Raw genomic sequence first — 13,009 nt, forward strand, 5'->3', positions numbered from 1 at the left:
ACCGTGCGCCCCAGCCCGCACCGCACCGGTCCGACCGCCGCGCAGCCGAGGAGTCCCCCATGTCCAGCCGCCGCCGCTTCCTCGCCGGATCCGCCGCCACCGTCGGTGCCGGCGCCCTCGCCGCGACGGTGGGCGCGGCGGATCCGGCCCCGGCGGCGGCCCCGGCCCCGGGGACGACCCGGGCCGTCCCCGAGGACACCACCCGCCCGCCGAACCTCGTCGTCGTCCTCGCCGACGACCTCGGCCGGGGCGAACTCGGCGCCTACGGGCAGCGGCTCATCGCCACCCCCCGCATCGACCGGCTCGCCGCCGAGGGCCTCCGCTTCACCGACGCCTACGCGACCGCAGCCGTCTGCGCCCCGTCCCGCTGCTCGCTCCTCACCGGACTCCACACCGGGCACGCCACCGTCCGGGCCAACCCGTCCGGCGCCCAGGGCTCCCTCACCGCCACCGACACCACCTTCGCCGAGGTGCTGCGCGCCCGCGGCTACCGCACCGGGCTCTTCGGCAAGTGGGGCTTCGGTCCCGAGGCCGCCGACCAGCCCAGCCATCCCCACGCCCGCGGCTTCGAGGAGTTCCACGGCTACATCGACCACGGCCACGCCCACCAGTACCACCCGGCCCGGCTCTGGCGCGACGGCGTCAAGGAGAGCGTCCCCGCCAACGCGGGCGGCGCCAAGGGCGCGTACGCCCCCGAACTGCTGCTCGGCTCCGCCCTCGACTTCATCGACCGGCACGCCGGGGAGCCCTTCCTCCTCTTCCTCGCCCCCACCGTCCCGCACGCGCCGAGCGACGCCCCCGACCACGGCCCCTACGCCTCCCGGCCCTGGACCGCCGCGAACAGGGGCCACGCCGCGCAGGTGACCCTCCTCGACTCCCACGTCGGACGGATCGTCGACCGGCTCCGCGCCCGCGGACTCGACCGGGACACCGTCCTGATCCTCGCGAGCGACAACGGCCCCCACGAGGAGGGCGGCGTCGACCCCGGCCTCTTCGACGCCAACGGCCCCCTGCGCGGCTACAAGCGCAACCTCTACGAGGGCGGCATCCGCGTCCCGCTGATCGCCTGGGGCCCCGGCCGCGTCACGCCCGGCACCTCCGACCGGCCCACCCCGCTCACCGACCTCCTCCCCACCCTCGCCGAACTCGGCGGCGCCCCCGCCCCCGCCGACGTCGACGGGCTCTCCGCCGCCCCGCTGCTCACCGGCGGCGCCACGCCCGCCGCCCGCCACGACCACCTCTACTGGTACCGCGACGAGCGGGGCGTCACCGGCCGGGCCGACGCCCAGGACGCGGGCCGGGCGACCTGGCTCGCCGAGGCCCTGCGCAAGGACCGCTGGAAGGCCGTCCGCTTCGCCCCCGTCCGCGACCGCGCCCTCCCCGACGACCAGTGGCAGGTCGAGCTGTACGACCTCGCCACCGACCCCGGCGAGACGAGCGACGTCGCCGCCCGCCACCCCGCCACCGCCGCCGAACTCGTCGGCCTCATGCGCGCCTCCTGGCGGGACGCCTTTCCGCGCACCGCCTTCGGGACGGCCGTCACCGCGCCCGAGAGCGTCGTCCCCGGCGAGGCGTTCATCGTCACCGCCGTCCTCGCCAACGGCTCCGCACGCCCCTGGTCCACCCCCGCCCTCGCCCTGGACGCCCCGGCCGGCTGGACCGTCCGGCCCACCACGGCCACCGGCACGGACCGGCTCGCCGCAGGCGCCCGGCTCACCGCGAGCTGGCAGGTCACCGCCCCCGCCGGCACCGCGCCCGCCACCCCCGCCCGGTTCACGGGCGTGGGCACCGCGCTCGCCCCCGGCGGCCCGGTCCGCTACGCCGCGGAGGCGACCGCCACCACCGTCCCGCCGGCCCCGGCCCGGGACGGCTACCTCTCCGACCTGCCCTGGATCAGCGCCGTCAACGGCTGGGGGCCGGTCGAACGCGACGCCTCCAACGGCAAGAACGCGGCCGGCGACGGCACCCCCATCTCCTTCGGCGGCACCGTCCACGCCAAGGGCCTCGGCGTCCACGCGTACAGCTCCGTCAGCTACCACCTCGGCGGCGTCGCCGACCGCTTCACCGCGCTCGTCGGCATCGACGACTTCTCGGCCCGCCGGAGCACCGCCGGCGCCACCCGGGCCACCGTCCACGGCGACGGGCGCGTCCTCGCCGCCACCGGCGTCCTCACGGCCGCCACCGGGCCCGTCCCCCTCGACGTGGACGTCCGCGGCGTCCGGGTGCTCCGCCTGGAGGTCGCCGACGCCGACGCCAGTACCTCCTTCGACCACACCTCGTGGGCCCTGGCCCGGGTCACGGTCCTGCCCTGACGGCCCCGGGCCGCCGGAAGCCCGTCCGGCGGCCCGCCCCCCTCAGCCCTCGAAGCCGACCGTCCCGTCCGGCAGGACCGCCTCGACGCGCGCCCCGTGCTCGACGGTGCGGCTGACCGTGCAGAACTTCTCGTGGGTCAGCCGCACCCCGCGCGCGAACACCTCCGCGGCCTTCGGGTTGGAGTCCGGCAGGTCGAACTCGTAGCTCACCCGGACCCGGCCGATCCGCCCGTCGTCCTCGGGACCCGACACCGACTCGACCACGATCCGCAGACCGTCGTGCTCCACCGCCCGGGCCGTCCGGTCGATCACCAGCCCCCCACAGCCGCCCATCGCCGCGAGCAGCAGCTCCACCGGCGTGAACGACGGCTGCGCGCCGTCGTCGTCGGCCGCGGCCATCGGCACCTCCGCCCCCCGGTCGTTGCGGGCGGTCCACCGCCGGTACCCGGTGCGGACGGTCTCGACGCGATAGTCGGCCATAGGGAACGCTCCTCAGCTGCGTGCGGTCGTGTGCCCCCGTACGCTACGGCTCCGGCCCCGGCCCCCCCACCCGACGGGCCGCCCGCCTCCCGTACGGCCGCCGGCTCCCCGTCCGGTCCCGGTGCCCGGGCTCAGGAACCGTTCGGGGTGACCAGGCCGGACTCGTAGGCCAGCACGACGAGTTGGGCCCGGTCCCGGACGGCCAGCTTGGTCATGGCGCGGTTGACGTGGGTCTTCGCGGTCAGCGGACTGATCACCATCCGCGCGGCGATCTCGTCGTTGGACAGGCCCCGGGCCACCAGCACCACCGCCTCGCGCTCCCGGCCGGTCAGCTCCGCCGGTCCCGGCCCGGTGACGGGGGGCCGCGGCTGGGCCAGACAGCGGTGGATCAGCCTGCGGGTGACCGAGGGCGCGAGGAGCGCGTCGCCGCGCGCGGCGACCCGCACGGCGTGCAGGAAGTCCTCCGGCAGGACGTCCTTGACCAGGAAGCCGGCGGCCCCGGCGCGGAGCGCGTCGAGGACGTACTCGTCCATGCCGTAGTTGGTGAGGATGACGACGTGCACCCCGGCCAGCTCCGGGTCGGCGGCGATCCGCCGGGTGGTCTCGATCCCGTCGACCACCGGCATCCGGACGTCGACCAGCGCCACGTCCGGCCGATGGACGCGGGCCAGTGCCAGGGCCTCCCGGCCGTCGCCGGCCTCGGCCACCACCTCGATGTCGTCCTCCAGGTCCAGCAGGGCGCGGAACCCGCTGCGGATGAGCGGCTGGTCGTCGACGAGCAGGACACGGATCACGGGGTGCGCTCCACGGGGAGTTCGGCGCGGACGGAGAAGCCGCCGCCGTCGCGCGGGCCGACGGCGAGCCGGCCCCCGAGGGCGGTGACGCGCTCGCGCATGCCGAGCAGCCCCAGACCGGCCACCGGCGCGGCGGCCGGCGCCGCCCGCCCGTCGTCGTCCACCCGGACCGCCAGGAGCTCCGGTCCGCGGTCGATCCGGACGGTGGCCGCGGTCGCCCCGGAGTGCCGGGCGACGTTCGTCAGCGATTCCTGCACGATCCGGTACACCGTCCGGTCCACCGCGGCCGGCACGTCCGTCCCGCGGCCCTCGACGGTCAGTGTCGCGTCCACGCCCAACGACCTCATTCGGGAGACGAGTTCGGGCACGTCGGCGAGACCCCGCGGAGGAGCCGTGTCGTCGTCGCGGAGCGCCTCCAGCGTGGCCCGCAGCTCGCGGCTCGCCTCGCGCCCCGCCTCCTGGATGGCGAGCAGCGCGGCCGGCACCTCCTCGCCGCGGCGACGGGCCACATGGACGGCGACCTCGGCCTGGACCTTCACCACCGAGATCTGGTGGGTGAGGGAGTCGTGCAACTCCCTGGCGATGCGCAGTCGTTCCTCGTCGGCGCGGCGGCGGGCCACCTCCTCGCGGGTCCGCTCGGCCTCGTCCGCCCGTCGCTCGGCCTGTCGCAGGGCCTCGCCGGCGGCGGCGGCCGCGACCAGCCAGGCGATCTCCAGCGCGCCCCGCGCCCGCGCGAACGCCTCACCCGTGTCGTGCGGCCCCGACAGCAGGGCCGCCACCGGCAGCGCCGCCAGCATGAGCACGCTGACCACCGCCGTGACCGTCCGGTGCCCGGCACGGACGGCCGCGTACACGGCGAACAGGTAGGCCACGACCGGCACGTCGAGCCCGGCCGCCTGGTGGCCGATCGCGCACGCCCCCGTGACGGCGAGGACCGCGCGGGGCACCCGGCGCCGTACGACCAGGGCCAGCCCGCCCGCCGCGAGCAGCCCGTACGCGAGGACCGCGAGGCCCGTCTCCGGGCGGGACCCCGCCGCCGTGATCAACAGGGCCGCCGTCACGCCCAGGGCTATGGCCCCGTCCGCGTACCGCTGCCGGACACCCGCCCGCGCTTCCGTCATGAGCGCACCCTAACCGGGGCGCCGCGCACGGGAGTCGGTCCCGGGGACGAGCCTCCGCCTACCACGAACGCGGTAGACGGACGCCCGCTACCGCCGGTGCGGCAGGAGAGGTGTCCACGCGGGGCGGACGACGTCGGGCGGGGCGGCGGAGATGCTCGGAGCAGCGGTGGGACGCACCCGCCCCACCGCCCCGGACCGGTTCGCACCGGAGCCCGCGGGATCCCCCGCGGGTCACCGCACATCACCGCACATCACCGCATCTCGCCGTACGAAGAGGAGCCCGCCCATGTCCGTCCGTCGTCTGCTCTCCGCCGGAACGGCCGCCCTGCTCGGTGGCCTCGCCCTCGCCGTGCCGGCCTCCGCCTCAGCCCCGGCCTCCTCGCTGGCCGCGTCCGTCACCACCGTCGGCGCCGGCAGGATCGGCGCCTCCACGGGTGCGGTGCTCGGGCTCGTCGGCCTGCTCGTGGCCTGGCGGGCGCTGTCCCGGCCCGACGGCCGTCTCGGGACCGCGACCGGGTCGCTCGGTCCGCTGCTGGCCGTCGCCGCGGGGACGGCGGCCCTCGCCCTCGGCGCCCTGGTCGCGGCCACCGCGGCGGGCGGCCTCGGCACCGGCAACGGCCTGGGCGGCGCCTACGTGGCCCTGCTCGTCGGCCTCGCCGCGACGGTGCTGGGCGGGCGGGCCCTCGCCCGCTCCCGCCGCCGCGCCGGCTGACCGGCCCGCCGGTCTCCGCCCGCCGACCCCGCCCACCGGCACCGGGCCCGGTCGCCCGCCCCGAAGTGAGTACCCCGCCTCCGCGGCTGAGTACGCCGGCGGATCCGCCGGGGGCGTCCGGCGGCTGGAATGGACCCATGAGCTTCCGCACCCCGCGCCGCCGCCCCCGGCCCCTCCGCCACGTCTCGGCGACCGGCACCGCCCTCGTGGTGGCGCTCGGGCCGGTCGTGGTGGGCGCGCTGCTCGCCCGCTCGGTCGGGGGCGACCCGATGGTCTCCGTGAACGCGCTCATCGCCGGCGGCGGACAGCGCGCCCGGGTCTCCCGGGACCACCTCCGCTCCTGCCGGGGCCGGATGACCGCCGGCGGGGCGCGGGCCGTCCGCGGCCTGCGCCCCGGGAGAGGCCTGCGCCCCGGGAGGGACCCGCGCCCCGTCACCGCCCCGGCCGCCGGGGCCGCTCCGCGCGTCCTCCTGGCGAAAACCGGCAGACCTGACCGAAACCGCCCCTGACCAGCGTGGTCCCCGGCCGGTTTCCTCGTCGAAGCGGTCCCGGCGCGCCCTCGGATGCGGGATGATCACCCCCGCACCCGAGAAGGGCCGGACTCCGGGCCGGTACGGCAGCGTCGAAAGGCACCCCTCATGTCCAGGCGCCATCCCGCGCGCGCGAACGAACCGCGCGCGAACGAACAGAGTCCCCCGCCCGCCGACGCGCCCGGCATCGGGCGCCGGCGGTTCCTCGGGTACGTCCTCGCGGCGCCCACGCTCACCGTCGCCGCGCAGGTGGGTGCCGAGGCGATCGCCCCGGCGACCGCCGGGGCCGTCGTGCCCTCGCTGCCCGGACCGGCCGAACTCCTCGACCTCAACGACCTGCTGACCACGGCCGCGCTGCCGACCAGCCATCTCGTCACCATCCGGCTCGACGCCGACGGCACCGCCCACTTCGCCCTGCCGCGCGCCGAGGTCGGCCAGGGCGTCACCACCTCCTCCGCCATGCTCATCGCGGAGGAGCTGGACCTGCCGCTGGAGAAGGTGCGGGTCACCCTCGCCGACGCCCGCCCCGAACTGCTCTTCAACCAGCTCACCGGCGGATCCAACACCACCGTCTCCACCTACACCCCGATCCGGGTCGCGGCCGCCGTCGCCCGGGGGCGGCTGCTGCACGCCGCCTCCCTCGTGCTCGGCGAGGCCGTCTCCACCCTCACCACCAAGGCCGGCACGGTCCTCTCCCCGGCCGGTGCCGTCCTCGGCTACGGCGAACTCGCCGCCCGGGCCGCCGCCGTGGCCGACGCCGCCGTCCCCGTCACGCTCAAGGACCGCGAGGACTTCCGGGTCATCGGGACCGCGCGCCGCCGCCTCGACGCGCTCGACGCCGTCACCGGCCGCAAGAAGTTCGCCATGGACCTCCAGCCGGCGGGTGCCCTGCCCGCCATGGTCTGCCGCCCGCCCACCCTCAACGGCACCGTCCGCTCCGTCGCCAACCTCGACGCGGTCCGGGCCATGCCGGGCGTCACCGACGTCGTCACCATCGCCTCCGGCGTCGCCGTCCGCGCCCGGACCTTCGGCCAGTGCGTCGACGCGGTCCGCGCCCTCGACGTCGACTGGGGCCCCGGCACCGCCGAGGACGCCACCGACGCCACCGTCCTCGCCGAGCTGCGCCGGGCCGAACTCCCGCTCGTCGTACCGCCGCTGCCGCTGCTCACCAAGGCCGTCGACGCCCGCTTCACCTTCCACTTCGCGAGCAACAGCGCCCTGGAGACCAACTGCGCCATCGCGGACGTCCGTCCGGACTCGGCCGAGATCTGGGGCTCCCTCAAGGCCCCGATCGTCGCCCAGGAGCAGCTCGCGCTCCGGCTCGGCCTGCCGGTCTCCGCGGTGAGGGTCCACGTCACCGAGGGCGGCGGCTCCTTCGGCCGGAAGCTCTTCCACGACGCGGCCCACGAGGCCGCGGAGATCTCGCAGAAGCTCGGCAAGCCGGTGAAGCTGATGTGGCACCGCACCGACGACTTCCGGCAGGGGCGTACCCACCCCATGGCGACCTCGCGGGTCCGCGCCACCTACTCGCTCGGCGAGGTCCTGACGTACGAGCAGCGGCACACCTCGGTCGCCACCGACTTCGGGCACGGCATCGGGGAGGTGCTGACGGCGGAGGCGGCCCGGCTGCCGGTCGCCGACGCCGCCTTCTCCCAGACGATGTTCCAGCTGACCCAGATCAGCCCCTACCACCTCGGCGTCACCACCCAGCTCCTCGCGGAGACCGACAAGGGCTACAACACCGGCTCGATGCGGAACATCTACTCGCCCGACGTGCGCACCGCCCAGGAGCTGGTCCTCGACGAACTGGCCCGCCGCCTGGGCGAGGACGCCTACGGGCTGCGCCGCCGCCTGATGAAGGAGGCGCGGGCCCGCGCGGTCCTCGACGAGGTCGCCCGGCGCGGGCGGTGGGGCCGGCCCATGGAGCCCGGCACCGGGCAGGGGATCGCCGTGCACCCCGAGTACCACTCGTACGTGGCGGTGCTCGCCGAGATCGACTGCCGGCCCGCGACCACCGGGCGGACGGTCCCGAACGCGTACACCGGCCCCCGGGTCACCAAGGTGGTCTGCGCCGTCGACGTCGGCCTCGCGGTCAATCCGCGCGGTCTGGAGGCGCAGATGATGGGCGGGATCTCCGACGGCATCGCGCTCGCCCTCACCTCCGGACTGCACCTGAAGGACGGCGCCTTCCTGGAGTCCAGCTGGGACAACTACTACTACACCCGGCAGTGGAACACCCCGCCCGAGCTGGAGATCGTCGTCATGCCGCCGACCGGGGACGAGCCCGGCGGCGCGGGCGAGCTGGCCGTGGCGGCGGCGATGGCGGCCGTCGCCGGCGCCTACGGGCGGGCGACCGGCACGATGCCGACGGTCTTCCCCGTCAACCACCACGCCCCGCTCGCCTTCACGCCCGCGCCGGCCGTCCCGCCGGTCCCCGCCTCCCCGACCGACGGCCGCGACCGCGTCCTCTAGCTCCCCGGAGTCCCCGTGCCCCAGCACACCTTCATCCTCAACGGCCGGGCCGTCACCGCCGAGGTCGAGTCCGACGTCCGGCTCCTGTGGGTCCTCAGGGACGTCCTCGGCGTCACCGGCCCCAAGTACGGCTGCGGGGTCGGCGTCTGCCGGGCCTGTACGAGCCACCTCAACGGCGAGGCGTTCACGCCCTGCGCCGTGCCCGTCGGCGAGCTCGCCGCGGAGGACGAGGTCACCACCATCGAGGGCCTGCCCGACACCGTCGGCGCCGAGCTCCACCCGATGCAGGAGGCCTGGCTCGACCTCGACGTGGCCCAGTGCGGCTTCTGCCAGCCCGGGCAGATCATGGCGGCCGTCGACGCGGTCCGCCGGGCCCGGGCCGCGGGCCGCGAGGTCACCGAGGCCGACCTCGACGAGCTCCGCAACATCTGCCGCTGCGGCACCTACCACCGCATCCGCCGGGCGGTCCTCGAAGGCGCCCGCCGCATGGCCTGACGGAGTCCGGGGCGGTCCGGGCGGGAGGCGGCGCCGGGGGCCGCTCCGGTGGGTCCCGGCGCCGCCCGTGCCCGGAGCGTGCCGAAGGCCCCCGCCGCGGTCGCGGCGGGGGCCTTCGGCACGGGTGGCTCAGACGGCGGGCGGGACCCGCGGCGGACGGCCGGAGCCCCTGGTCAGGGCGTAGCCGCCGATGCCCGCGAGCGCGGCGAGCACGCCGCCGGCCGCGGTCCAGATCCAGCGGTCGGACCACCAGCCGGAGGACCAGCCGTCCTCGGGCGCGGCGGCCTCCACCGCCGTGCGGCGGCCCGCCTCCTCCTCGGTCTCGGCGAGCTCGGCGGTGGTCGCGCCCGGCACCAGGGGTGCGGCGAGCGCGCCGTCGGCGGCGTAGGCGCCGCCCCTGTCGGAGACGTCGACGCCGATCCGGGCCGAGAACGGCTGTCCCAGGTCCTCCTCGGGCAGCCCGGTCACGGTCAGGCGCACGAAGTAGCTGCCCGGCAGCGGGTCGTTCGCCCAGGCGTCGGCGGCGGCCCGCACCGGGCGCAGCACGCAGGCGAGCTCCAGCGAGGAGGCCGCCTGCGGCGCGGTGCGCGACTGCGCCCCGTACATGCAGGCCTGACGGCGCCGCAGGCCGTCGTAGACGTCCACGCGCCAGGTGGCGGAGCCGTGCCGCAGGGAGCTCTCCGGCAGCGTCACCGTCGCCCGGACCGTGGGCCGCTCGCCGGTGTCGGCGGGGAAGACCCAGTAGAGGTAGTCGCCCGTCGCCGCCTGCGCGGTGGCCTCCTGGCCCGGCCGGAAGGGGGCGGCGGTACGGAAGGTGGTGCCGGCCTCCGTGGGGCCCGCCTCCTCGCCGGCCGTGGCCGACGGGGTGGGCGTGTCGGCGAGGGCGCCCGGCGCGGCGGGGCCCAGCAGGGCGGCTCCGGCCAGCGCGGCCGCCGCGAGCATCCGTACGGTACGCATCAGTGGGTCCTCCAGACGGCGAGGCGCCAGCGGGACAGCCAGCCCCAGATCAGACCGGCGAGGAAGCCGGCGAGCACCAGCGCGCCGAGCAGCCACCAGCCGCGGCCGAGCCCGAAGGAGGCCACGTCCGAGGCGCTCGCCGGGCCGTCGACGATGTCGACGGTCAGCTCGACCGGCATGCCGGGCGTGGTCTTCACGGCCGGGGGAGCGGAGAAGGAGTTGCTCACCTGGAGGCAGACGGTCTCGGCGGCCGGTTTGCCGTCCTCGTCCGCGTCCTCCGCCTCCGGCTTCGGGTAGCGCAGGCCGGTCGAGATGACGTCGGTGCGGCCGTCGCCGGCCTCGGAGCCGCGCACGATCTCCCGGCCGCTGCGGGTGACCGCCCGCAGCAGCACGCCGTAGTCGTCGTTCACGGCCCGGTCGGCGGAGATGCTGACGGAGGCGCGGAGTTCCTGGCCGGGCAGGAGGTCGACCCTGTACCAGCGGTGCTCGCCGAAGGTCTCGCGGTCGGTGTAGAGGCCGGGCTTGAGCTGCGGGGCGTCCGCGCACCGACGGGCGCCCTCGGTGGCGACCGGGGTCACGACCGGGTCGGCCGCGCGGTCCACCAGCTGGCGTACGCGGCGCGAGAGTTCCTCGGTGCGGTGGATGGAGGTGTACGTGCCGCCGGTCGCCTCGGCGATGCAGGTGAGCTGCTGCCGGGTCTTGGCGTCCGGCACCAGGCCCAGGGTGTCGATCACGAGGTGGATGCCCTTGGCGGCGATCTCGCGGGCCACCTGGCAGGGGTCGAGCGGGGCGCAGGTGTCCTCGCCGTCGGTGATGAGGACGATCCTCTTGGTCGCGCCGTCCTCGCCGAGGTCGTCGGCCGCGCCGAGCAGCGCCGGGCCGATCGGGGTCCAGCCGGTGGGGGCGAGGGTGGCGACGGCGGTCTTGGCCTCGGTCCGGTCGAGCGGTCCGACCGGGTACAGCTGGCGGGTGTCCTTGCAGCCGCGCTTGCGGTCGTTGCCGGGGTAGTCGGCGCCGAGCGTGCGGATGCCGAGCCGGACCTCCTCCGGCACCGCGTCCAGGACCTCGTTGAAGGCCTGCTTGGCGGCGCTCATCCGGGATTTTCCGTCGATGTCCCTGGCCCGCATCGAGCCGCTGACGTCGAGGACGAGCTCGACCTTGGGGGATTCCTTCGCCGCCGGTTCGTCGGCGGAGGCGCTCGTCGGCAGCAGCGCGGCGGTCAGGGCGACGAGCAGCGCACAGGCCCCGGTCGCCAGCCGTTTTCTCGTGATCATCGGCGGATCGTATTGATGATCCTCCGACAATCCAAAACCGGGGTCCGGCTCCCCGTCCTCCGGGGAGCCGGCCGCGCGGCCCCGACGGGCTACCAGATCGCCTCGACCCACTCCGGGTGGTCGATGAACGGGTTCCGGTTGCCCTGGTAGGCGGAGTGCACGAGGTCGTTGCGGCGCTCCTCGAAGGCGCTCGGCGGGTCCTGCTCGTTCCACTGCTTCAGGACGGAGAGCCGGCCGTGGTAGGGCACGCTGCCGTTGGAGGTCGAGTCGTTGGGCTCCAGGTTCGGCCAGCCGTCGCCGCCCTCGTACCGCACGGCCATGTAGAGGATCATGCGGGCCACGTCGCCCTTGTCGGCATCGCGCGGTTCGAAGGAGTTGGAGTCGGTGTAGCTGCCGGGGGCGCCGCTCACCGCGCTGCCGCCGTTGTCGAAGTCCTTGTTGCCGCGGATGCTGTTGACCTGGACGTCGGCCGCGCGCAGGTGGTGCAGATCGGTGCCGGGGCCGGCCGAGGTGCCGAAGGAGCCGTGCGACTGGGCCCAGGTGTGCTCGCGGTTCCAGTTGCCGACGGCGCCGCCGTTGAGGCTCTTGCTGCGCGAGGTGCCGCTGTAGAGGAGCAGGACGTTGGACGTGTTGTTCGGGTCCTGGTCGAGCGACTTCAGGGCGTTCCAGACGGCGTCGTACGAGATCGTGGACTGGTTGCGGATGATGGTGTGCAGCGCCGACTTGAGGCTCGTGCCGGTCTTGCCGACGGCGTTCTTGTAGTAAGTGGCGTCGTAGGCGGTCGTGGTGGCGGCGGCGGGCGACGCCGCGACCGTGGGGAGCGCGAGGCCGACGACGGCGGCGGAGGCCGCCGCCCAGACCTTCCACCTGCGTATCCGTGCAACCGACATGGGGGCCCTTTCCCGGGGACGGGCACGCGGACGAACACGGTGCCCGGCTCAAGGGCGCCGCGTTCTACGCGTGTTGACTTCGTGTCATCCGGGAGAGTGGCACGGCGGAGGGGCCGGCCGTGTTACGGGGAGAGAGCCGTTCGATGACGTTCTCGCATACGGCGCAACCGTTCGAGGGCGACTCGCGTGGCTTCCGCCTCGGGCGCCCCGGAGGTCCGCCGGTACCCCCTTCCGCCCGGGGCGCCCCGAAGGTTCCCCGGTGCCCCCTTCCGGCCCGGGTGCGCCGGAGGTTCCCCTCCCGTACTCCTTCCGGCTCGGACGCGCCGGAGGGTTCTCGGTGCTTGCCCGCTTCCGGCCCGGACGCCCCGGTACTCCCCTGCGCCCCCTTGCCGGTCAGGCGCCCCGGAGGTCCACCGGCATCCCCTTGGGCTCCTTGATCCGCTTCATGATGATCTGGGAGTTCACCTCGGTGACCCCGGCCAGCGCCGTCAGCTGCTCGATCCACAGCCGCTCGTACGCCGACAGGTCCGCGACCGCGATCCGCAGCAGGCAGCCCGGGCTGCCGAAGAGCCGGTACGCCTCGATCACGTCCGGGATCGACTGGAGCGCCTCCTCGAAGGCCTCCACCGTCTCCCGGTCCCGCTTCACCTCGACCGACACCAGCACCTCGAAGCCCCGCCCCACCGCCTCCGGGTCGATGACCGCCCGGTAGCCCCGGATCACCCCGTCCTGCTCCAGCTGGCGCACCCGGCGCAGACAGGGGGAGGGGCTCAGGCCGACCCGCTGGGCCAGCTCCTGGTTGCTCAGCCGGCCGTCCTGCTGGAGCTCGCGCAAGATGTGGAGATCGATACGGTCCATGGCGCAATTGTCTGCCACGATGAAACATTCCTGCACCCGGATTGGCAATCGGCTGCTCACTCTTCTGGCCTACCGTTGCCGAGAGACCACGAGAGCCCGGTGGACCACGCGCGC

At 75.5% G+C, this 13,009-nt stretch carries 12 protein-coding genes; 5 read left to right on the top strand and 7 right to left on the bottom strand.

Going from position 1 to position 13,009, the window contains the following annotated elements; all coding sequences use genetic code 11:
• Positions 1-59: 59 nt before the first annotated feature.
• Positions 60-2,312, top strand: coding sequence for a sulfatase family protein (locus tag IE287_RS22050; RefSeq protein WP_189850865.1), 2,253 nt, complete (start codon positions 60-62; stop codon positions 2,310-2,312).
• A gap of 42 nt (positions 2,313-2,354) precedes the next feature.
• On the opposite strand, the gene IE287_RS22055 is transcribed toward IE287_RS22050, so the two are convergent.
• The 3 genes from IE287_RS22055 to IE287_RS22065 form a co-directional block, all read right to left on the bottom strand.
• The gene (locus IE287_RS22055; RefSeq protein ID WP_189850866.1) at positions 2,355-2,792 is read right to left on the bottom strand and encodes an OsmC family protein; all 438 of its coding nucleotides are present in this window, start codon (positions 2,790-2,792) and stop codon (positions 2,355-2,357) included.
• Positions 2,793-2,923: 131 nt separating this feature from the next.
• Positions 2,924-3,586, bottom strand: coding sequence for a response regulator (locus IE287_RS22060; protein WP_189850867.1), 663 nt, complete (start codon positions 3,584-3,586; stop codon positions 2,924-2,926).
• Positions 3,583-4,707, bottom strand: a complete 1,125-nt coding sequence (locus tag IE287_RS22065; protein ID WP_189850868.1) for a sensor histidine kinase — start codon at positions 4,705-4,707, stop codon at positions 3,583-3,585. The genes IE287_RS22060 and IE287_RS22065 overlap by 4 nt, the downstream gene beginning before the upstream one ends.
• Before the next feature lie 286 nt (positions 4,708-4,993).
• On the opposite strand from IE287_RS22065, the gene IE287_RS22070 reads away from it, so the two are divergent.
• The 4 genes from IE287_RS22070 (at position 4,994) to IE287_RS22085 (ending at position 8,916) form a co-directional block, all read left to right on the top strand.
• Positions 4,994-5,419, top strand: coding sequence for a DUF6223 family protein (locus tag IE287_RS22070; protein ID WP_189850869.1), 426 nt, complete (start codon positions 4,994-4,996; stop codon positions 5,417-5,419).
• A gap of 137 nt (positions 5,420-5,556) precedes the next feature.
• A complete protein-coding gene (locus IE287_RS22075; RefSeq protein ID WP_189850870.1) occupies positions 5,557-5,928 on the top strand; it encodes a hypothetical protein in 372 nt (123 codons plus the stop codon).
• A 129-nt stretch (positions 5,929-6,057) separates the two neighbouring features.
• The gene (locus IE287_RS22080; protein ID WP_189850871.1) at positions 6,058-8,421 is read left to right on the top strand and encodes a molybdopterin cofactor-binding domain-containing protein; all 2,364 of its coding nucleotides are present in this window, start codon (positions 6,058-6,060) and stop codon (positions 8,419-8,421) included.
• 15 nt (positions 8,422-8,436) lie between these two features.
• Complete coding sequence (locus tag IE287_RS22085; RefSeq protein ID WP_189850872.1) at positions 8,437-8,916, top strand: (2Fe-2S)-binding protein; 480 nt, start codon at positions 8,437-8,439, stop codon at positions 8,914-8,916.
• A 129-nt stretch (positions 8,917-9,045) separates the two neighbouring features.
• On the opposite strand, the gene IE287_RS22090 is transcribed toward IE287_RS22085, so the two are convergent.
• The 4 genes from IE287_RS22090 to IE287_RS22105 form a co-directional block, all read right to left on the bottom strand.
• Positions 9,046-9,873 carry a hypothetical protein gene (locus IE287_RS22090; protein ID WP_189850873.1) on the bottom strand — a complete coding sequence of 276 codons (828 nt, stop codon included), beginning with the start codon at positions 9,871-9,873 and terminating at the stop codon, positions 9,046-9,048.
• Positions 9,873-11,147 carry a VWA domain-containing protein gene (locus IE287_RS22095; RefSeq protein ID WP_189850874.1) on the bottom strand — a complete coding sequence of 425 codons (1,275 nt, stop codon included), beginning with the start codon at positions 11,145-11,147 and terminating at the stop codon, positions 9,873-9,875. The genes IE287_RS22090 and IE287_RS22095 overlap by 1 nt, the downstream gene beginning before the upstream one ends.
• An 89-nt stretch (positions 11,148-11,236) precedes the next feature.
• Positions 11,237-12,037, bottom strand: coding sequence for an endonuclease I family protein (locus IE287_RS22100; RefSeq protein WP_189850875.1), 801 nt, complete (start codon positions 12,035-12,037; stop codon positions 11,237-11,239).
• A 393-nt stretch (positions 12,038-12,430) separates the two neighbouring features.
• The gene (locus IE287_RS22105; RefSeq protein ID WP_189850876.1) at positions 12,431-12,895 is read right to left on the bottom strand and encodes an Lrp/AsnC family transcriptional regulator; all 465 of its coding nucleotides are present in this window, start codon (positions 12,893-12,895) and stop codon (positions 12,431-12,433) included.
• Between the last annotated feature and the right edge of the window lie 114 nt (positions 12,896-13,009).

The sequence above is a fragment of the Streptomyces omiyaensis genome (assembly GCF_014650895.1).
Lineage (GTDB): Bacteria > Actinomycetota > Actinomycetes > Streptomycetales > Streptomycetaceae > Streptomyces > Streptomyces omiyaensis.

Coding starts and splice junctions, on each gene's coding strand:
- IE287_RS22050 (WP_189850865.1), top strand. CDS start 60: ATGTCCAGCCGCCGCCGCTTCCTCGCCGGATCCGCCGCCACCGTCGGT.
- IE287_RS22055 (WP_189850866.1), bottom strand. CDS start 2,792: ATGGCCGACTATCGCGTCGAGACCGTCCGCACCGGGTACCGGCGGTGG.
- IE287_RS22065 (WP_189850868.1), bottom strand. CDS start 4,707: ATGACGGAAGCGCGGGCGGGTGTCCGGCAGCGGTACGCGGACGGGGCC.
- IE287_RS22070 (WP_189850869.1), top strand. CDS start 4,994: ATGTCCGTCCGTCGTCTGCTCTCCGCCGGAACGGCCGCCCTGCTCGGT.
- IE287_RS22075 (WP_189850870.1), top strand. CDS start 5,557: ATGAGCTTCCGCACCCCGCGCCGCCGCCCCCGGCCCCTCCGCCACGTC.
- IE287_RS22080 (WP_189850871.1), top strand. CDS start 6,058: ATGTCCAGGCGCCATCCCGCGCGCGCGAACGAACCGCGCGCGAACGAA.
- IE287_RS22090 (WP_189850873.1), bottom strand. CDS start 9,873: ATGCGTACCGTACGGATGCTCGCGGCGGCCGCGCTGGCCGGAGCCGCC.
- IE287_RS22095 (WP_189850874.1), bottom strand. CDS start 11,147: ATGATCACGAGAAAACGGCTGGCGACCGGGGCCTGTGCGCTGCTCGTC.
- IE287_RS22100 (WP_189850875.1), bottom strand. CDS start 12,037: ATGTCGGTTGCACGGATACGCAGGTGGAAGGTCTGGGCGGCGGCCTCC.
- IE287_RS22105 (WP_189850876.1), bottom strand. CDS start 12,895: ATGGACCGTATCGATCTCCACATCTTGCGCGAGCTCCAGCAGGACGGC.